Annotated in this window: 18 protein-coding genes; 14 read left to right on the top strand and 4 right to left on the bottom strand. The window is 72.7% G+C overall.

Annotated elements, in window-relative coordinates:
* Nucleotides 1-78: 78 nt before the first annotated feature.
* From QFZ75_RS03110 to QFZ75_RS03085, 6 genes are all read left to right on the top strand, one after another.
* A complete protein-coding gene (locus QFZ75_RS03110; RefSeq protein ID WP_307533702.1) occupies nt 79-1437 on the top strand; it encodes a hypothetical protein in 1359 nt (452 codons plus the stop codon).
* 143 nt (nt 1438-1580) lie between these two features.
* Nucleotides 1581-2036 carry an SHOCT domain-containing protein gene (locus tag QFZ75_RS03105; RefSeq protein ID WP_307533701.1) on the top strand — a complete coding sequence of 152 codons (456 nt, stop codon included), beginning with the start codon at nt 1581-1583 and terminating at the stop codon, nt 2034-2036.
* A 33-nt stretch (nt 2037-2069) separates the two neighbouring features.
* Nucleotides 2070-2522 carry a hypothetical protein gene (locus QFZ75_RS03100; RefSeq protein ID WP_307533700.1) on the top strand — a complete coding sequence of 151 codons (453 nt, stop codon included), beginning with the start codon at nt 2070-2072 and terminating at the stop codon, nt 2520-2522.
* A gap of 131 nt (nt 2523-2653) precedes the next feature.
* The gene (locus QFZ75_RS03095; protein ID WP_307533699.1) at nt 2654-3352 is read left to right on the top strand and encodes a TetR/AcrR family transcriptional regulator; all 699 of its coding nucleotides are present in this window, start codon (nt 2654-2656) and stop codon (nt 3350-3352) included.
* Nucleotides 3349-4404, top strand: a complete 1056-nt coding sequence (locus QFZ75_RS03090) for a low specificity L-threonine aldolase (RefSeq protein WP_307533698.1) — start codon at nt 3349-3351, stop codon at nt 4402-4404. The genes QFZ75_RS03095 and QFZ75_RS03090 overlap by 4 nt, the downstream gene beginning before the upstream one ends.
* Before the next feature lie 219 nt (nt 4405-4623).
* On the top strand, nt 4624-5589 hold the full coding sequence (locus QFZ75_RS03085; protein WP_307533696.1) for a YihY/virulence factor BrkB family protein: 966 nt from the start codon (nt 4624-4626) through the stop codon (nt 5587-5589).
* 47 nt (nt 5590-5636) lie between these two features.
* Here the strand turns inward: QFZ75_RS03085 and QFZ75_RS03080 are convergent, their stop codons facing one another.
* The gene (locus tag QFZ75_RS03080; RefSeq protein WP_307533694.1) at nt 5637-5999 is read right to left on the bottom strand and encodes a hypothetical protein; all 363 of its coding nucleotides are present in this window, start codon (nt 5997-5999) and stop codon (nt 5637-5639) included.
* Between the two features lie 256 nt (nt 6000-6255).
* Here QFZ75_RS03080 and QFZ75_RS03075 point away from each other — a divergent pair, with 256 nt between their 5' ends.
* Complete coding sequence (locus tag QFZ75_RS03075) at nt 6256-7524, top strand: CdaR family transcriptional regulator (protein ID WP_307533693.1); 1269 nt, start codon at nt 6256-6258, stop codon at nt 7522-7524.
* A gap of 104 nt (nt 7525-7628) precedes the next feature.
* On the top strand, nt 7629-9272 hold the full coding sequence (locus QFZ75_RS03070) for a GMC oxidoreductase (RefSeq protein WP_307533692.1): 1644 nt from the start codon (nt 7629-7631) through the stop codon (nt 9270-9272).
* A 61-nt stretch (nt 9273-9333) separates the two neighbouring features.
* Here the strand turns inward: QFZ75_RS03070 and QFZ75_RS03065 are convergent, their stop codons facing one another.
* Nucleotides 9334-9816 carry a carboxymuconolactone decarboxylase family protein gene (locus QFZ75_RS03065; protein ID WP_307533691.1) on the bottom strand — a complete coding sequence of 161 codons (483 nt, stop codon included), beginning with the start codon at nt 9814-9816 and terminating at the stop codon, nt 9334-9336.
* A gap of 25 nt (nt 9817-9841) precedes the next feature.
* A complete protein-coding gene (locus tag QFZ75_RS03060; protein ID WP_307533690.1) occupies nt 9842-10915 on the bottom strand; it encodes a dihydrodipicolinate reductase in 1074 nt (357 codons plus the stop codon).
* A 303-nt stretch (nt 10916-11218) separates the two neighbouring features.
* Here QFZ75_RS03060 and QFZ75_RS03055 point away from each other — a divergent pair, with 303 nt between their 5' ends.
* From QFZ75_RS03055 to QFZ75_RS03040, 4 genes are all read left to right on the top strand, one after another.
* Nucleotides 11219-11422, top strand: coding sequence for a cold-shock protein (locus QFZ75_RS03055; RefSeq protein WP_055510728.1), 204 nt, complete (start codon nt 11219-11221; stop codon nt 11420-11422).
* A gap of 241 nt (nt 11423-11663) precedes the next feature.
* Entirely contained in the window at nt 11664-13193 is a 1530-nt protein-coding gene (locus QFZ75_RS03050) for a DEAD/DEAH box helicase (protein WP_307533689.1), read from the top strand.
* A gap of 159 nt (nt 13194-13352) precedes the next feature.
* A complete protein-coding gene (locus QFZ75_RS03045) occupies nt 13353-13784 on the top strand; it encodes a hypothetical protein (RefSeq protein WP_307533688.1) in 432 nt (143 codons plus the stop codon).
* A 68-nt stretch (nt 13785-13852) separates the two neighbouring features.
* On the top strand, nt 13853-14623 hold the full coding sequence (locus QFZ75_RS03040; RefSeq protein WP_373465803.1) for a YqjF family protein: 771 nt from the start codon (nt 13853-13855) through the stop codon (nt 14621-14623).
* Between the two features lie 35 nt (nt 14624-14658).
* On the opposite strand, the gene QFZ75_RS03035 is transcribed toward QFZ75_RS03040, so the two are convergent.
* Entirely contained in the window at nt 14659-17220 is a 2562-nt protein-coding gene (locus tag QFZ75_RS03035; RefSeq protein ID WP_307533686.1) for a SpoIIE family protein phosphatase, read from the bottom strand.
* Nucleotides 17221-17697: 477 nt separating this feature from the next.
* On the opposite strand from QFZ75_RS03035, the gene QFZ75_RS03030 reads away from it, so the two are divergent.
* Together QFZ75_RS03030 and QFZ75_RS03025 are read left to right on the top strand one after the other, a co-directional pair.
* Complete coding sequence (locus QFZ75_RS03030) at nt 17698-18015, top strand: hypothetical protein (RefSeq protein WP_307533685.1); 318 nt, start codon at nt 17698-17700, stop codon at nt 18013-18015.
* Nucleotides 18016-18359: 344 nt separating this feature from the next.
* Nucleotides 18360-20048: a hypothetical protein gene (locus tag QFZ75_RS03025; RefSeq protein ID WP_307533684.1), complete on the top strand. Its 1689-nt coding sequence runs from the start codon at nt 18360-18362 to the stop codon at nt 20046-20048.
* The last annotated feature ends 15 nt before the right edge of the window (nt 20049-20063 follow it).

Here is a 20063-nt window from a genome sequence, read left to right as displayed (position 1 = left end):
CGCCGGCGCCGGGCGCCGCGGACCCCGTAACCCGTCGGCAGCGTGCCACTGCCGGACGTACACCTCCGAGGAGGAGCCATGGTCCCGGGCAGCAGTTCCGTACCGCCGCACTCCGGTGGCCCCGCGGGGACCGGCGAGGTGCTGGACCCCGCGGAACGCGCGGAGTACGACCGGCTGCGCACGGCCGCGACCCTGCGCCACCGGCGGGCACGCCGGCTGGGCGCGACGGTCCTGCTCCTGGCGGCGCTCCTGCTGGCACCCCTGGCGGTCGTCGCGGCCTGGGTGCACGACACGGTCTCCGACACCGGACGGTACGTGGAGACCGTCGCCCCCCTCGCGTCGGACCCGGCCGTGCAGAAGGTCGTGACCGACCGGCTGACCGACCGCGTGGTGCGGCAGGTGGACGTCGGGGCGGTGGCGGCCTCGCTCACGAAGGTGCTCGCGGACGCCGGGGCACCGCCGCGCGTGGTGGCGGGGGCACAGGCCCTCACCGGCCCGTTGGACACCGCGGTGCGGACCGTCGTACGGCGCAACGTCGACCGGGTGGTCACGAGCGACCTCTTCCGGCAGACGTGGGAAGGATCGAACCGCCGGGCGCACGCCGCCGTGCTGCGCATGCTCACCGGAGAGCGGCACGGTGCCCTGCGTGCCACCGGGGACGCCGTCGAACTGGACATCGGGTCCGTGGTCGACCAGGTGCGCCGGCGCCTCGTCGACCAGGGTTTCGAGAAGGCCGCCGCCATCCCGGACAGCGACCGGACCGTCACCCTGTTCCGCACCGCGGAACTGGCCAGGGCGCAGGACGCGATGCGGCTGCTGGACGTCGTCGGCACCTGGCTGCCCGTGCTCACCGTCGCCCTCGCGGCCCTGGCCGTGTGGACCGCCCCCGGACACCGCGTGATGCTGCTGGTCACGGCACTGGGCACCGGCCTGATGATGGTGGTGCTGCTCGTCGCGCTGGCGGTCGTGCGCCGGGTCTACCTGGACACGGTCCCGGCCGCCGCGCTGCCGCCCGAAGCCGCCACCGCGGTCTTCGACACCTTCGTACGCTTCCTGCGCGACAGCACGCGCACCCTTCTCGTCGTCGCGCTGATCACGGCATCGGCCGCGTACCTGCACGGCCCGGGACGGGGGGCCGTCGGCCTGCGGACCGGCGTCCGGCGGAGTGCGGGCGCGGCCGGGCGGGCGCTGGGCCGGGCCGGTGTGCGCATCGGTCCGGTGGGGCGCCGGCTGGCCGCCCGCCGGTCGGTGGCCACCGGCGTCGTCATCGGGGCGGGCGCCCTGGCCCTGGTGCTCTGGAACCACCCGACGGTCGGCGCCGTGGCGCTCGTCCTGGTGCTGGTCCTGGCGGTGCTGGCCGCGGTGGCGGTGCTCGTCGCCGTCGCGGCCGCCACCCCGGCGGGCGGCAGCGCGGCCCCCGGTCCGGCCGTCCCGTGAACGGCGCGGACGCGCCCCTTCCCGCCCCGCGCGGCAGGCGCCCGGTCCTCTCACCCGCTCCGGGTGAAGCCGCCGGGTCCCTGCCCCGGCACGCTGAAACCGGTGGAAAACGGCTGGGCGAACGCCCAGAACGGAGGAAAGACATGTATCTCGCCTACGACTATCCGCTCATGAGTGTCTTCTGGTCCATGCTGGTCTTCTTCCTGTGGATCATGTGGTTCGTCCTGCTGTTCCGGATCGTCGTCGACATCTTCCGGGACGACGACATGAGCGGCTGGGGCAAGGCGGGCTGGCTGGTGTTCGTGGCTTTCCTGCCCTTCCTCGGCGTCTTCGTCTACGTGATCGCGCGGGGCAAGCACATGGGGCACCGCGAGGTGGCGCAGGCGCGCGCACAGCACGAGGTGTTCGAGTCGTACGTCCGGGAGACCGCCCGGAGCGCGGACCGGCCGAGCAGCGCCGACGAACTCGCGAAGCTGTCCGAGATCAAGGCCCGCGGCGACATCACGGAGGAGGAGTTCCACCGGGCGAAGGAGCTGGTGCTGAGCGGCTCCGGCGCCTCGGTACGGACGGGCGCCGGCGCTTCGGCGGCCGGTCACTGACGGCATCGCACGACACTGAATCGAGGCATCGGGATGACTGCGACACACACCGGCCAGGCGCGCGCGCACTCGGCCGGACGGCACTGGGCCGAAGGCCTGACGGTCTTCGCGGCGATCATGCTCATGATCGCCGGTGTGCTCGACATCCTCCGGGGGGTCATGGCGGTCGCCGAGGACGACATCTTCGTCAACACGCCCAACTACGTCTTCGAGTTCGACCTCACCAGCTGGGGCTGGATCCACCTCGCCCTGGGTACCGTGGCCGTGATCGTCAGCGTCGGACTCTTCCAGGCGTCGACGTGGGCGAGAGTCGCCGGCATCGCCATCGGCGGGCTCATCATCATCGGCAACTTCCTGTCCATGCCGTACTACCCGGTCTGGTCGATCATCATGATCGCCGCCTCGGGCTTCATCATCTGGGCTCTGAGCGTGGTCCGGCAGGAGGACTTCGACGAGTCGTTCACCACGCCGCCGCGGGGCCGGTGAGACGGGACCGGTGAAGCGGAGCCGGTGACCGGAACCGGTGAACCGGAGCCCGGACGCCCCCAGGGGTGGCCGGGCTCCGTGCGCCACCAGGGGGTCCACAAGCTGATACGGCGTACCGTACAGTGACACGCATGCCCCAGAACTCTCCGTCCCTGGACCGCGCGACCCCCGACCGCATCGCCGGGGCCGCCCTGCTGCTGGTCGACGAGGCCGGGCCCGGGGCGCTGACGTTCCGCGCCCTCGCCGCGCGGCTGGGGATCTCGCTCGCCTCCCTCCAGCGGCGCTGCACCGACCTGGCCGGACTGCTGGACCTGTGCACCGACCAGCTGGCCGCCCGCCTTCCCGAGATCGGGCCGGGCACCGACTGGGCCGCGGCCACCGAGACGCGGTTCACCGCCCTGTACCGGCTGCTGTCGGCCCACCCCGGCCTGCTCGCCCTGCGCGGCGCCCGCCCCTGGCTGGGGCCGAACCTGCTGGCCCGCCTCGTCGAACCGCAGCTCGCCGACAGCCTCGCGGCCGGGATGACCGCGGAGGAGGCGATCACCGCCTACCGGCGGATGTACCTGCTCACCCTCGGCAGCGCGAGCTTCGTCGACCACCGCGACCCCAAGGGCACCCAGGCGCTCACCCGCACCGCCCTGGCCGCCCTCGACCCGGACGATCATCCGGTCCTGTCGGGGAACATGGCGGCGATCCTGCCCGCCCTGACCGACCACGAGGTCTATTACGGCGCACTGCGCCAGCTCATCCGGGCCGCCGCACCGCGGCCGCCCGCCGCCGGCACGTCTCCCACCGTCCACGTCCAAGGAAAGCCAGGACCGCAGGCATGAACGACAGCACCACCGCGACCGCCCGTATGTTCAGCAGCGACAACGCCGCCGGCGCCTCTCCCGAGATAGTCGAGGCCGTGGTCCGGGCCGCCACCGGACAGGCCTCCCCGTACGGGGCGGACGACGTCACGGCCGGTGTGCGCCGCCGGCTCGGCGAGATCTTCGAACGCGACGTCGACGTCCTGATCGTCTCCACCGGCTCCGCCGCGAACGCCCTGGGTCTCGCCGCCCTCACCCCGCCGTGGGGCAGCGTGCTGTGCCACCGCGACAGCCACATCAACAACGACGAGTGCGGGGCGCCGGAGTTCTACACCTCGGGCGCGAAGCTCGTCGCGCTCGGCGGCCACGACGCCCGGATCGACCCGGCCGAACTCCGTGCGGCCGTCCGGCACAAGGCCGGAGACGTGCACAGTGTGGAGCCCTCCGTGGTCAGCGTCACCCAGGCCACCGAGACCGGCGCCGTCTACACCCCCGAGGAACTGCGCGCCCTCGGCTCCACGGTCCAGGAGGCGGGGCTGCGCCTGCACATGGACGGTGCCCGCTTCGCCGGGGCCGTCGCGGCCCTCGGTGCCACCCCCGCCGAGCTGACCTGGCGGGCCGGTGTCGACCTGCTGTCGTTCGGAGCCACCAAGAACGGCACGATGACGGCCGAGGCGATCGTCGTCTTCGACCGTTCCCTCACCGCCGAACTCTCCTTCCGTGCCAAACGGGCCGGCCAGCTCGCCTCCAAGATGCGCTTCCACGCCGCCCAGCTGGAGGCCTACCTGACCGACGACCTGTGGCTGCGCAACGCGGCCCACGCGAACGCGATGGCCGCCCGTCTCCAGGAGGGCCTCAAGGCGGTGCCCGGAGTCGACCTCCTCGGCTCCGCGGAGGCCAATATTCTTTTCTGCCGGCTGCCGCAGCAGGTCACCGAGGGCCTGCTGGCCGACGGGTACGTCTTCTACCACGACCGCTGGGAGCCCGGCGTGGTCCGCTTCGTGGCCTCGTTCGCGACGACCGCGCAGGACATCGACGGCCTGCTCGACGCCGTCCGCCGGCACGCCGCCTGACGCTGCGCCGGACCGGATCCGCGCGCCCGGTGCCGCCGGGCCCATGGCGACCGCGACCGGCCGGTGCCCGGCCCGGTCCGGACGCCGGCCGGACGCACGTGCGATCATCTCCCGCCGGTGACGGCTGAATCCCCGACGACCGGCAAGACGGTACGAAGGGCTCGGCCGGGGACCGAATCACCGGCGTCCGGGGCCGGACGACACGAGGAGACATACGCGATGGGTACCGCCGTGCACGTCCCGCAGACGCGGGACATGATCGGGGAGGAACTCTCCGGGGACGAGGCACTCACCGCGCTGCGGCGCTACGGAGGCCGCCGGCTGCTGGTGGACGCGTTCTCCCGCTTCCGCTACGCCGACGGCTTCAGCCACGCGCGCTCCCTGGCCTTCCAGGTGGTGGTGGGCATGGTCCCCTTCGCCATCGCGCTGGTCGGTGTCGCCACGACCGTCCACACCGAGAGCATCGGGCGGATCATCGAGCTCACCCTCGGCCGGATCGTGCCCGGTGCCAGCGCCGCTCTGGTCGAGGAGGCGCTGGACAAGACGGCGCGCAGCGCCGGGTCCGGCGCCTGGGGCGCCCTCGCGATGTGGCTCGGCCTCGCCTTCGCGGTGCTCAACCTGGCCTCGGCGATGGGCCAGGTCGAGCGGGGCGCCAACCGGATCTACGGCATCGAGCGCGACCGTCCCTTCCTGGTCAAGTACGGCCGCTCCCTGCTTCTGGCCCTCGCCGCGGGCATGCCGCTGGTGCTGGGGTTCCTCGTCCTCGTCGCCGGTGACGCGGTGGGGGAGTCGGTGGTCCAGGCCCTCGGCTGGTCCCGGGACAGCCTCGACTGGTGGGGGCCGGTCGAGGTGCCGCTGGGTGTCGCGCTGGCCTGGGTCGCCTCCGCGGTGATCTTCCGCTGGGCCCCTCGCAGGGACCAGCCGGGATACACCTGGCTGGCCTTCGGCTCGGCGGTCCACCTGGTGCTCTGGGTCGTGGCCACCTGGCTGCTGGCGCTCTACGTCGCCAGGAGCGGGTCGTTCGGCGCGGTCTACGGGCCGCTCACCGCGTTCGTCGCACTGCTGCTGTGGGCCAACCTCACCGGCATCGCGCTCTTCCTCGGCGTCGCCTTCGCCGCCCAGCTCGAGGCCGCCCGGGCCGGCATCACCGACGCGGTGGAGCCGGATCCGGGCTCCGGCCCCTGAGGCTCCGGCCCCTGAGACCCGTGTCCGGGGCCCGCGGGCGTCCCGGATCACCGTCCGCGGACCACCGGGTTCTCGGTGCGGTGGTCGTAGTAGGCCCACAGCCCGACCGCCACGACAGCGGTGGCCCCGGCGGCCACCACCCGCAGGACGCCCGAGGTGGACAGGGCGACCAGGACGGTCGCCCCCGCACCGCCCAGCATGGCCGCGCGGCTCAGGAGACGCTGCCGGGGTGACTGCGGTTCCTCCCGGTCCTTGAGGTCGTGCAGGGCGTCGTGGCCCGGATGCCCGGAGCCGCGCCGGGTGCGCGCCCGGTACGCCAGCGCGTAACTGATCAGTGCGTACAGCGCGAGGGCGCCCAGGGCCCAGAGCCAGGATCCGGGATCGCCGCCGCCTCCACGTGCCAGATGCATGACACCTCTCCTCCCCTTCGGCATCCGGATTCCCCTGAAAACCCGGAGCACGCGGAGAGAGCCGTCACCCGGCGGACGGCGCGGGACGCGGAGCGAAAAGAACGACGCAGAACCCTAGGGACCGACTGGACGGTATGTCATTCTACGGGGCAGGACGAGACAGGTGCCGACCATCGCGGGGGACCGCGGCCGACAGGTGGCCGCACAGGGACCGCCGCGAGCGCACCGCACGGAGCCGACGCCCCGGGAGAACGCGATGCATCAGGCAGTACGGTCCCGAGTCGAGCTCGGACACGGACCGCCGTCCGTCACGCTGTCGCGTGCCCCGAAGGTCCGTTCGCTGATCGACGCCGACGCCCTGCGCGTACTGCACCGGTCGGCCCGGGTGCTGCTGAACAACCTCCCCGAGCTGACCGACCGGCTCGTGGCGGTGCTGCGGGAGCGGGAACCCGCCTACCGGAGCACACTGGAGAGCGATCCGGTGGGCACCTGGCAGGAGGCGCACCGCTCGCTGCGGCACAGTGTCGGTTCCCTGCTCGACCCGCGCGGCGCGCGGGAGGCGGCGCTGCGCTGCTCGTGGAAGATCGGCGCGGCGCGTGCCGAACAGGGCCTGCCGCTCGATGCGCTCCTGCACGCCTTCCGGCTCGGCGGATCCCTGATCTGGCAGACGCTCGTCGAGGAGACCTCCCGGACCGCCCCCGAGGACGTCCGGCTGCTCGTCCACGTGGCGGCCGACGTGTGGAACTTCGTCGACGAGCACTGCACCCTCGTGGCGGACGTCTACCGCAAGGTCGAACGGCAGCACGCCTGGCGCCAGGAGCACCGCGTGCGCCTGCTGACCGCGGCCCTGCTCGACGGCACGAGCCGGATCGCCGACGTCGCCGAGACGGCGGAGGCCCTCGACCTGCCCGAACAGGGCCGCTACGCCGTGGTCGCCGTCGCGGGCGGACGCCGGAGCGGCCGCGCCCCCCTGCACGCCGCCGTCGTCCCGTCCGGTGCGCGCGTGTACTGGCACACCGGCGTGGACGTCGACCACGGCATCGTCCTGGTCGACGGCGCGGACCTGCCGGGACCGGGGCAGGGGCTGCGGGCCCCCGCGGGTACGAGGGTCGGCGTCGGGCCCCTCGTGACGGGGCTGGCCGCGGTGGGGGACGCCCGCAGGCTGGCGGACATGGCGCTGAGCATGTGCGCGGCCGACGGGGACACCGTACGGCTGACCGAGCAGTTGCCCGCGGCTCTGGTGATGTCGTGCCCCGAGCTGGGCGCCGCCCTCGCCGAGGAGGTCCTCGGACCGCTGCTGCGTCTGGAGCCGTCCGACCGCGACATCCTGCTGGACACGCTGGCGGCGTGGCTCGAGTGCGACGGGTCGGCGCAGCGGGCGAGTGTCCGCCTGTACTGCCATCGCAACACCGTCCTGAACCGGCTCAAGCGGTGCGAACAGCTGACCGGGCGCTCGCTCACCCGCCCCGCCGACATGGTGGAGCTCAGTCTCGCGCTGACCGCCCGCCGTCTGCTGCGTGCGTGATGCCCAGTTTGTGATCGTTCGAAAGTTACCTCAGGGTATGGCGTGACTTCTCAGGGGGCTCCCAGTAGAACCCGTTTCACTCTATGGAGAGTGAGGAGCTGCGCATGAACGACGATTCCCCACGTGGGACCCGCCTCAGAGGTGTCTCCCGTAGAAAATTCATCACTGGAACCGGTTCTCTTCTCGGCTCGGCCGCGCTCGCCGGGCACACGGCCGCGGCGCACGCCGCCACCGCTGCCGCGACCGCCGTGATCGAGCCGGGGGCGCGGGTGCCCGCGCTCGTGATCGGCACCGGGTACGGCGGTTCCGTTGCCGCGCTGCGGCTGGCTCAGGCCGGGGTCGACGTCCACATGATCGAGATGGGCATGGCCTGGGACACCCCGGGGCCGGACGGCAAGATCTTCGCCAACACGACCAGCCCCGACCAGCGGTCCTACTGGCTGCGCACCAGGACGAAGCAGCCGCTCAGCAACTTCCTCGGCTTTCCCATCGACAGGGACGTCCCGCGCTACACCGGCGTCCTGGACGCCGAGGAGATGGGCGGCATCATCGTCTACCAGGGCCGCGGCGTCGGCGGGGGCTCGCTGGTCAACGGAGGCATGGCGGTCACCCCCAGGCGGGAGAACTTCGGTGCCGTCCTCCCGTCGGTCGACGCCGGCCCGATGTACTCCGTCTACTACCCGCGCGCCAACGCGGGTCTCGGTGTCGGCACGGTCGACCCGGCGTGGTTCGAGACCGCCGACTGCTACCAGTACGCCAGGGTCGGCCGTAAGCACGCCCAGCGTTCGGGCTTCCCGTTCGTCTTCGTGCCCGACGTGTACGACTGGGACTACATGGAGCAGGAGGCCGCCGGGACCGTCCCGAAGTCCGCACTCGCGGGCGAGATCCTCTACGGCAACAACTACGGCAAGAAGTCCCTGCAGAAGACCTACCTCGCCCGGGCGAGGGCGACCGGACACGTCTTCGTCTCACCGCTGCACAAGGTCACCTCGGTCGCCCCGGCCACCGGCGGCGGCTACCTGGTCGTCATCGACCAGCTCGACACCACCGGCGCCACCACGACCACCAAGACCGTCACCGCGGACCGCGTGTTCTTCGCGGCGGGCAGCGTCGGCACGAGCAAACTCCTGGTCCGGCTCAAGGCCACCGGCGCGCTGCCGAACCTCAACGGCGAGGTCGGCAGGGGCTGGGGCGACAACGGCAACGTGATGTGCGGCCGGGCCAACCACCTGTGGGACCCCACCGGCGCCCTGCAGTCGTCCATCCCGTGCTCCGGCATCGACAACTGGGCGGCGGGCGGCGCGTTCGCCGAGGTGGCGCCCCTGCCCACCGGCATCGAGACCTACGCCTCGTTCTACCTGTCCATCACCAAGAACCCGAACCGCGCCCGGTTCTCCTGGAACGCCTCCGCCGGCCGGGTCGACCTCGACTGGCAGACCGCCTGGAAGCAGCCGTCCATCGACATGGCCAAGACGATCTTCGACAGGATCAACGCCAAGGAGGGCACGATCTACCGCACCGATCTCTTCGGTACGTACAAGATCTGGGGCGACCACCTCACGTACCACCCCCTGGGCGGCGCGGTGCTCGACAAGGCGACCGACAACTACGGCCGCCTGCACGGACACCCCGGTCTGTACGTCATCGACGGGGCGCTCATCCCGGGCAACACCAGCGTCAACCCGTTCGTCACCATCACGGCGCTCGCCGAGCGGAACATCGAGGCGATCATCGCCGCGGACCTGTAGTGACACCCGTACCGGGCCGGGGCCGCCCCACCGGACGGTCCCGGACCCCTCTTCCGGGGGCCTATCCGTGCCCCGGCAGTACGCACATGGCGTCGAGCCCCAGGACGCGGTTGAGGCGGCCGAACGCCAGCCAGGAGCCGAGGCTCATGGTCAGTTCCACGATCTCGGCCTGGCTGTAGTGCGCGGTCATCCGCGCCCAGAACTCCTCGTCGAGACCGTGGTGGTCCAGGGCGTACCGCTCCGCGTACTCGGCGGCCAGGCGGGTGCGCGCGTCGAGGGCGTCGGCCGTGCGCCACCGCGTCACCGCGTCGGCGAACCCCTCCTCGACCCTGCGCCCGTCCCGCTCGGTCCGCCAGTCGAGGCAGAAGAGGCAGCCGTTGATCTGCGCGATCCGCAGCCGCGCGGCCTCGAACTCACGCAGCCCCAGGGTCGTGTGGGCGTACACGGCGAGCGAGAAGTCCGCCGCGGCGGGTCCGATGCCGGGGACCATCTCGCCCCACACGTACTCGATCGGGTTCCTGCCGTCGGGGACGTCGACGTTCATCCGGGGCTCCTTCGCCTGCGCGGTGTCACTTCCTGCCGAGCCGTCCGGCCGCGGGGCGCAGCGGGACGTCGAGCGCGTCGTACAGTCCCGGCTCCGCGGCCACGAGCCACTCGACGGCGCCGACCAGCCGGCCGACCGCCGTGGCGTTCCCGCCCGCCGACCGGTTCTCGCCCTCGTCGGTCGCCTGGACGGTGACCTCGATGCGCGGGCGGCCCTCGACGATCACGCGGTGCGCCCCGTCGCCGCCCGGCGGCACCGGCCAGTCCGGGGCGCAGGAGGGATGGATCCGGGTGACGTGCTCGACGACGATGCGCGGCTCGCCCCCGACGAGGCCCTGCACCTCGAAGCGCACCGCGCCCTGGGTGCCGGCCTCGAACACGCCCATCGTCCGGGTGCGTACGGTGACGTCGAGCGGGCGCCGCTCCAGGGTCTCGCGGATCTCGTCGATCTCCACCGCCAGGGCCCTGGCCATCAGCCGTATCTGCCCGCCCCACACCATCGTCGGGATCGACGGGGCGAGCATCGGCGGCTCGTACTCCATGGGCTGCCCCATCCCGACCAGGAACCGCACCGACTCCTCCTGGTCGTACGTGGAGTAGTCGAAGATCTCCTGGCAGCGGATGCCGTCGACGACCGTGCCGAGCCCGCTCACCAGCAGCGGCAGCACGTCGTTGCCCCAGCCCGGGTCGACACCGGAGACGAACAGCGACCCGCCGCCGGCCGCGACGGCGGCGAGCACGGGCTCGCGGAACTCGGGCGGGGCGTTGCGCTGGTCGTAGAGCGGGTACAGCGACGGCGTCACCACCACGGCGCCGCTCCGGATCGCCCTGCCGACGTCGGCCAGGGCCTCGTCGGGCCGGATGTCGCCCGACGCCGCGTACACGACGGCCCGGGGGCGGGCGGCCAGCACGGCGTCGACGTCGTCGGTCGCCGCGACACCCAGGCCCCGGCCGAGACCGCCGAGGTCGCCCGCGTCGCGGCCGACCTTGCCGGGACTGTGGACGAGCACCGCGGCGAGGCCGAGCGCCGGGTGTGCCTCGACCGCGCGGATCGCCGCGCGGCCCACGTTTCCGGTACCCCAGACCACCGTGGGAATCATGCGCGGAGCGTAACCTGACGAGGCGTCAGTTTCCAGAGTCGTGCACCGGCCGGGCACCGGCCGTGCGGTCCGTACGTAACGGTTCTCGAGAGGTGTCGCCGTGCCGTTGCCTGACGGGCCCTGCGTGCTAGTCTTGATCCAGTTGCAGTTGTAGTTCCCGCACACTTCAAGTGCCGCAGGCGAATTCGTATTCGTCGGGCACTTTTGTATTTCCGGCATTTCATTCCGGACGGGGTCAATTGCGGCGTCACAGGGGTCCACACAGTGCGGGCCCCCGGGTACTGCCCCGAAAGGGATAAAAAAATGGCTACTGGAACTGTCAAGTGGTTCAACAGCGAAAAGGGCTTCGGCTTCATCGAGCAGGACGGCGGCGGCCCGGACGTCTTCGCCCACTACTCGAACATCGCCACCCAGGGCTTCCGTGAGCTCCAGGAAGGCCAGAAGGTGACCTTCGATGTCACGCAGGGCCAGAAGGGCCCGCAGGCGGAGAACATCACTCCCGCCTGATGCCGTAGCGCAGCAGAGCAGCTGGGGTCCCACCTCGCGGTGGGGCCCCAGCTTCTTGTGTTCTTGACGACCCGGGTCCCGCGGCGGGAATTTCCGTCGCGTCCGCGCTGTTGCGACCCGGTGTGCCGCGTCGGCGTGGCCGGCCGGGTTCTGACTTACATTCGGCTCGTTCTTGCAATTCATTCGGCTTTTTCCTGTGCCGAGAATTCCTCGATACGTGCCATATCGAGGAAGGTTCTCCATGAACCGATCAGCTCGCACGAACGATCGTTTCGCAAGCAACCGCAAGGACGGATCCGGCGGCTTCGACCGCGGTGGCCGCTCCCGCTCGCAGGGGCAGGGCCGTCCCGGCGCCCGTCCGGGTGGCAACGGACGGCGTCCCGCCGCGGTGCAGGGGGAGTTCGCGCCGCCCGCCACCCTCACCCCTGCCCTCCCGGCGGTGGCGTCCTTCGGTGAACTGGGCCTGCCCACGGAGCTGTTGGAGACGCTCACCGGCCTCGGCGTGCAGGAGCCGTTCCCGATCCAGGCCGCCACGCTGCCGAACTCGCTCGCGGGCCGTGACGTACTGGGCCGCGGCCGTACCGGCTCGGGCAAGACCCTCGCCTTCGGCCTCGCGCTGCTGGCCCGCACGGCCGGGCGGCGCGCCGAACCGCGGCAGCCGCTGGCCCTGGTCCTCGTCCCCACGCGCGAGCTGGCCCAGCAGGTCACCGACGCGCTCACGCCGTACGCCAAGGCCTTGAAACTGCGGATGGCCACCGTGGTCGGCGGCATGTCGATCGGCCGGCAGGCCGGCGCGCTGCGCTCGGGCGCCGAGGTCGTCGTCGCGACCCCGGGCCGCCTGGCGGACCTCGTCGAGCGCCGGGACTGCCGGCTGGACCGGGTCGGCATCACCGTCCTGGACGAGGCGGACCAGATGGCCGACATGGGCTTCATGCCCCAGGTCACCGCGCTCCTGGACCTGGTGAAGCCGGACGGGCAGCGCCTGCTGTTCTCGGCGACCCTGGACCGCAACATCGACCTGCTGGTACGCCGCTACCTCCACGACCCGGTGGTCCACTCGGTCGACCCGTCGGCGGGCACCGTCACCACGATGGAGCACCACGTGCTGTACGTGCACGGTGCGGACAAGTACGCCACCGCCACGGAGATCGCCGCCCGGGACGGGCGTGTGCTGATGTTCCTGGACACCAAGCACTCCGTCGACCAGTTCACCAGGCACCTGCTCGGCAGCGGGGTGCGGGCCGCCGCCCTGCACGGCGGCAAGTCGCAGCCCCAGCGGAACCGGACGCTCGCGCAGTTCAAGTCCGGCGCGGTCACCGTGCTGGTGGCGACCAACGTCGCGGCCCGCGGCATCCACGTCGACGATCTCGACCTCGTCGTCAACGTCGACCCGCCCGGCGACCACAAGGACTACCTGCACCGCGGCGGCCGTACGGCCCGCGCGGGCGAGTCCGGCAGCGTCGTCACGCTGGTCCTGCCCAACCAGCGCCGCGACATGACCCGCCTGCTGTCCGACGCCCGTATCCGGCCGCAGGTCACGCAGGTCCGCTCCGGCGAGGCCGAGCTGAGCCGCATCACCGGCGCGCAGACGCCGTCCGGCGTCCCCGTCGCCGGCGCCGCCCCGATCACGGAACGCCCGCAGCGCGGCGGCGCCCCGTTCCGCGGCATGGGCACCCGCCCGGGCCGCTCCGGCGGTGAATCCCGCCGCTCGGCGGAGGCCCGCCAGACGGCGGAGGCCCGCAAGGCGGCCCGGATCCGCCGGGGAGCGTAGCCCGGGCGCGGGACATCACGGCACCGGGGCGAGCGGGTCCGCCCGCCCCGGTCCGGCGGCGATATCGGGTGGTGGGGTGCCGGGCGGCGGGGTGTCCGCCGATCCAGCATTCTGGAGGCAGATGCGATCACATTGCCCACAATGGGGAAGTCGAATCCCATGACTGAATCAGAGTTCCCGCCGGAGGGCCGGCCCGTCGACCTCTACCTCGATCTGTTGCGTGTGCGGATGACGCCGTCGGACTACGCGCTCCTGCTCCGCATGGTCGAACCCGTGCTCGAAGCCATGCAGGAGCAACGGGCCGGACCGATCGAGCTCAATCTGGAGGGCGAGGACGGCGCCGGCGTCTCGCAGGAGATCCGTGACGAGGCGTCCCTCGTCGTGGCCGTCGCCGTCACGGGGCGCATGGACAACCAGATCGTCGAGATCGAGACGGAGGAGGGCGGTCCCGTCAGGGTCGTGACGGACTCCGGCACCGCGGCCGATCCCGTCCGGTGCCAGGAGATCGCCGAGTTCATCGGGGAGCGCCACCGCCAGGACGAGGAGCTGCGGGGCATCGCCGAGGTCAGCGGGCTGCCCACCGACGTCTGACACCGCCCGCCGCCGAGCGACGCGTCACACGGCACGGTGTTCCGTCATGTCCGGGGCGTGACCCTGCGATGCTTGCGCCCGTGTCGATCACCTCATCCGTGCCGGAGCCGATCACGCCGGACGCTCCCCTCGTGCTCCACCGCCCGCTGCTGACGCAGGAGTGGCTGGACCTCACCTTCGTGCACTGGGCCGTCGACCCGGCGGCCGTGGCGGGGCTGCTGCCCGCCGGCACCACCCCCGACACCCTGGACGGTGTCACCTTCGTCGGCCTGGTCGCCTTCCGCATGCACCGGGTGGCCTGGTGGCGGATGCCGGGCGTGCCCTACTTCGGCTCGTTCCCGGAGACCAACGTGCGGCTGTACTCGGTGGACGGGTACGGGCGGCGCGGTGTGGTCTTCCGTTCCATGGACGCCTCCCGGCTCGTACCGGTGCTCATGGGGCGCCTGGGCTTCCGGCTGCCGTACGTATGGTCCCGCATGTCCGTGCGCAGCGACGGCGACACCGTCGCCTACACCAGCGCGCGACGCCTGCCCGGCCCGCGGGGCGCGTACAGCCGTCTCGTCGTCAGGCCCGCCGGGCGGATAGCCGAGCCGACCGTGCTCGAACACTTCCTGACCGCCCGCTGGGGCATGCACAACCCCTTCTCCGGCGGTGCCGGCTTCCTGCCCAACGACCATCCGCGCTGGCCGCTGCACCGCGCGACGCTGGTCGCGTGCGAGGAGGACCTCGTCCGGTCCGCCGGGCTGCCCGCGCCCCTGGGGGAGCCGGTGAGCGTGCTGTACTCGCCGGGGGTCCCGGTACGCCTGGGCCGCGCCATGACGGGCCCGCCGCCCGGGTGAGCCGCGCGCCGCCGCCGAAGCGGCGTGAGAGGGCCTCAGCCGTGCGAGCGCGGCGTGACGCGGCGCGTGGCGAGCAGGAGCGCTATGTCGTCGGGGCGGTCGGCGACGTGCCGTGCCTTGGCGGTGAGCCGGTCGGCGATCCCCGCGAGCGACCGGCCCCCGGGACGCGCGGCGGGCGCTCCGGCCCGGGCCAGGGCGACGCGCAGCGCGGTGATGCCCTCGTCGATGTCGACACCGGGCCGCTCGACCAGCCCGTCGGTGTAGAGCGCGAGGACGGCCCCGGGGTCCAGCCGCAGCTCCGTCACCGGATAGTGGGCCTGCGGGTCCACGCCGAGGACGATCCCGCCGGGAATGTCCAGGACGTGCGTACGGCCGTCCGGGTACCGCAGGATCGGCGGCGGGTGCCCCGCCCGGGCCACCCGCGCCAGCCCGGTGAGCGGATCCAGCCGGATGTAGCAGCAGCTGGCGAACAGACCGGGGTCGAGGTCGATCAGCAGGTGGTTGGTGCCGCTCATGACCTCGTCGGGCGACCGGTCGCCGAGCGCGAAGGCCCGTACGGCACTGCGCAGTTGCCCCATGGTGGCGGCGGCCTGGACGCCGTGCCCCTGGACGTCCCCGATGACGAGCGCGAGGCCGTGCCCCGACTCGACGACGTCGTACCAGTCGCCTCCCACGTCCATCCCCTGGGTGCCCGGCAGATAGCGCCCGACGGTCTCCAGCTGCGGGTGCGCCGAGAGGCGGCGGGGGAGGAGCGCCTGCTGCAGGCCCCGTGCGAGTGCGGCCTCGCTGTCGTAGCGCTGTGCCTTCTCCATGGCGTGGGCGATCAGCCCGGCGAGGGCCGTGAGCACCGTGCGCTCCTCGGTGCTGAAGCCGCGCGGGCGGTCGAAGCCCAGGATGCAGGACCCGACCGGGCGGCCCGAGGCGATCAGGGGCAGGAAGGCCCGGGAGCCCTCCGTCGCGTCGAGGGGTATGCCCGGGTAGGCGGCCGCGAGCTGCTGCATCGACTCGAAGAACAGCGGGCGGCCGGTGGTGAGGGTCTCCGCACCGGGAATGCGCGCGTCGAGCGCGACCCCTTCGAACGGTGCCAGGAAACCCTGCGGGAAGCCCGTCTCCCAGGCCAGGTAGAGGTGTCGTTCCTGCAGCAGGTAGATGGCGAGCCGGCCGCCGCCGAAGGCCGGCAGCAGCTCCTGCATCACCACCGCGGACACCTGCCGCGCGGTGACCGCCTCGGTCAGCGCGATCGCGAGGACGATCGGCCGGTAGAGCGGGGCCATCGAGGTGACCCCGGCGGCCGGTCTTTCGGACAGGGGCACACCCGTGGCCGCCGATCCCTCGTGCGCTGCCGTGGGGACGGGGTCGGCCACCCGGTTCGCGGACACGATGGTGCAGGTCAGGATGTCGGGTCCGGGGTAGACGGAGATGGCCATCCAGTCACCGCCCGCGGGCCCCGGCACGGGCGCCTCCCCGTGCCGGGCACCGTCGTCGAGCGGCCGTACGACATGGAAGTGCACCGGCTCCGAGGACAGCAGGGCCTCGCGGAGGTGGTCCTCGTAGGCGGACCGCTCCAGCCACGGCACCTCCTCGCCCAGCGGCCGGCCCAGGAGCCGCGTCCGGGGACGGTCCAGCAGGTGGGCGGCCCGCTCGTTCGCGTAGACGATCAGACCCAGCCGGTCCAGGCAGAACACGCCCTCGGGGAGCAGGTCGGCCGCCCCGTCGCCGGCCGAGCCGATGTCCGGGTCGAGGACGAGACCCCGCACGGTGTGCGGCCGCGACGGCACGGGCAGGTCCTCCGGGGTCCACAGCTCCAGCAGCCGCAGACCGCCGTCGGCCGCGTGCACCGGCAGGGGCAGGGGCGGCGGCCTGCCCACGGACGTCTCCCGCAGGGCGGACAGGATCTGCGGGGAGTCGGCGGGCGCCACCGCGTCCGCCAGGCCCTGCGGGGTGTCCGTGAGCACGCCCGGCGGTACTCCCAGCAGGGCATGCAGACGGCTGTCCGCGGTCACCACGCCGGACGCCGGGTCCCAGGTGAACCGCCCCATGCGCCCGGCGGGCGGATGGCTGGCCAGGGGCCGTACGCAGAGCGGCTCACCGTCCCAAACGACCTCGGGCCCGCCCTCCTCCTCCAGGTTCCACAGGGCCTCGCCCAGGTCGTCGGCCAGCTGTGCCATGCGGTCACGGTCGGGCAGCACCTCGGTGGTGTCCGACACCGAGGGGCGCAGCAGCGTCAGTACGCCGTACGTCGTCGACCTGCCCACGACCGGCACGTACAGGGAGCCGAACTGGAACGGCAGACCCGCCGCGAACTGGGGGTAACGGCGCATCGTCTCCGTGGCGTCCGCGAGCACCACCTGGACGCCCAGCCGGAACGCGTCGGCCACCGGGAACCTGCGGTCCACGTGCACGCGCGACCAGGGGCGGAAGAGCGGGCCGGGCAGGCCCGAGAGCACCGCCAGCCGCAACAGCCCGGGGGTGCCGGAGCGCAGGTACACGCCCCCCGCGAAGCCGCCGGCCGCGCTGATCGCCTCCGTCGTGATCCCCGTGAGCAGCGGGTCCAGGCGTCCGGGCGTCCGGGTCCCGTGCTCGGCTCTCCCAGTCATCGGCCCTACCTCGTCCGTCGCCGCCCGGGTGGCTGACACAGCAAGAATGCGCCACGACGCCCTCTGCCTGCACCCGGGAGAAGCCGTGCGCGCATGGATCCGACGAGGCTACCGGGGTGCACGCGGACGGTGGGCATCCGGTGACGACCGTGTTCTCCCGCTCCCGGTGCCCGCCGTTCCCGGACACCGGGGGCGCGGCGGAAAGGGGAGGTCACGGGCGCTGCCCGCCGGCCGCCGGGGACGGCCCGCATTTCCGGGCGGAGGCGGGGAACGCGGAACGTGGATCACCTGCGAGCCGGTGGGGCGTACACCGGGCGGGTCACGGCCGGGAGGAGCGGATCACATGCAATCAGGACAACACGGGTCGCCGTCGTCCGTGCGCCGCCCGGTCCCGCCGGCGGCGGACCCCGCCGCGGCCGGCTCCCGGCTCGTACGGTCTTCGACCATCCGGTGTGTCCTCGTCCGTAAGGAGTTCCCATGACCACGTACGTCATCACCGTCCCCGGCACGTTCGTCAACGGCGTGCCGGACGCCGCGCGCTCCGACATCGAACGCAGGCTGCGTCCCCGGGATCCGCAGAACACGGACCTGGGCGAGAGCGAGGAGCTGAGTCTGCTGACGGTCGAGGACGGCGGCATGTTCTCCGCCCGCATCGAGGTCGAGGCGGCGGACCAGGCCGGCGCCGAGACCGAAGCGGTCCGACTGGTCTCCGGTGCGCTGCGCGACAGCGGGTTCGCCGAGAAGGACGCCCCGCTGGGTCCGGCGTTCGTCACCGGCATCGACAGCGAGTTCTGAGGACGGCCGGGACGCCCCTCCCGCACGCGGGTGCCGCCCGCCGGGCGGCACCCGCGTGCTGACCGGCCGGACGAGTGGTGTCGCCCCGTCCGGGACCGATACGCGCGCGCATCACCCCCAGGGCGTTTCTTTTGGACCAGCCCGGGTCCGCGGCGCCCGGCACGGCGCCTCGCGGCGTTGTCGCACGACCCGGGTACGCCCGGTACGCGGATCATGCTCCGCCGTGCGATGCACCGCACCGGACACCGCGGCCTGATCCGACCTGATCCAAAAGAGAACGCCCTAGGCTCGGGGCGGCGGGCCCCGGGCCCCGGGCTCCGGCCGCACACGCGCAGGAGGGGTGGATGGACCACACGGACTACTACGACCTCGGCAGTCACGGCCGCACCGTGACGACACCGTCCCTGCAGGCCCGGTCGTGGTTCGACCGCGGTCTGGTCTGGTCCTACGCCTTCCACCACGAGGAGGCCGTCGCCTGTTTCGAGGCCGCCGCCGCGGCGGACCCCGACTGCGCCATGGCCCACTGGGGCATCGCCTACGCGCTCGGGCCCAACTACAACAAGCCCTGGGAGTTCTTCGACGGCGAGGACCTGGCCCGTACCGTCGACCGCACGCACGCCGCCGTGGAGCTCGCGCACCGGAAGGCGGCCGGTGCCACCCCCGTCGAGCGCGCCCTGATCGGCGCGCTGCGGGCCCGTTACCCGCAGGCCGGGACCGTCGAGGACTGCTCGGTGTGGAACGAGCCGTACGCCGACAGCATGCGCGCCGTGTACGAACTCGCCCCGGACGACCTGGACGTGGCCGCGCTCTACGCCGACGCCCTGATGAACCTCACGCCCTGGCGGCTGTGGGACCTGCGCACGGGCGAACCCGCCGCCGGTTCGCGTACGACGGTGGCCCGGGCGGTGCTGGAGCGGGCGCTCGCCACCGACGCCGGAGCCGGCCACCCGGGACTGCTGCACCTGTACATCCACCTGATGGAGATGTCCCCGGCCCCCGAGGCCGCGCTGCCCGCCGCCGACCGGCTGCGCGGTCTGGTCCCCGACGCCGGCCACCTGCGGCACATGCCCACCCACCTCGACGTGCTGTGCGGCGACTACCGGCGGGTCGTGGCCGACAACGGCGCGGCGATCGCCGCCGACGAGAAGTACCTCGCGCGGTCCGGGGCGATGAACTTCTACACGCTGTACCGGGCGCACAACCATCACTTCAGGATCTACGGCGCGATGTTCCTCGGGCAGTCGCGGATCGCCCTGGAGACCGCCGCGCAGCTCGAGGCCGCCGTTCCGGAGGACCTGTTGCGGGTGCAGAGCCCGCCCATGGCGGACTGGCTCGAGGGCTTCCTCGCCATGCGGGTGCACGTCCTGATCCGGTTCGGCCGCTGGGCCGACATCCTGCGCCTGCCGCTGCCCGCCGACCCGCGGCTGTACTGCGTGACGACCGCGATGCTGCACTACGCCCGCGGTGTCGCCCACTCGGCCACCGGCCGGACCGAGGAGGCCGAGACCGAGCGCGACCTGTTCCGGGCGGCGGTCGCGCGGGTCCCGCGGACCCGGATGCTGTTCAACAACACCTGCGCCGACCTCCTGGCGGTCGCCTCCGCGATGCTCGACGGCGAGCTGGAGTACCGCAAGGGCGACTTCGAGGCCGCCTTCGCCGCGCTGGAGCGGTCGGTCGAACTGGACGACGCGCTGCCCTACGACGAGCCCTGGGGGTGGATGCAACCCACCCGGCACGCGTACGGCGCCCTGCTCCTGGAACAGGGGCGCGTCGCCGAGGCGGAGGCCGTCTACCGGGCCGACCTCGGGCTCGACGACACGCTTCCCCGCGCCCTGCACCATCCCGGCAACGTCTGGGCCCTGCACGGGTTCCACGAGTGCCTCGTCCGGCTCGGCAAGGAGGGGGAGGCGCGGATCGTGGCCCAGCAGCTGAAGATCGCCGCCGCCGTGGCGGACGTACCGGTGGAGGCGTCGTGCTTCTGCCGCCTCCACCTCGACGAGGTCGCGAAGCCCGCCGGCACCGGTTGTTGCTGAGACCCGGTGCCCCTG

It is taken from the genome of Streptomyces sp. V3I8 (assembly GCF_030817535.1).
In the GTDB taxonomy this organism is placed as follows: Bacteria; Actinomycetota; Actinomycetes; order Streptomycetales; family Streptomycetaceae; genus Streptomyces.
Note: the sequence above shows the minus strand (reverse complement) of the source record. Positions and strands in the feature narration are given on the sequence as shown.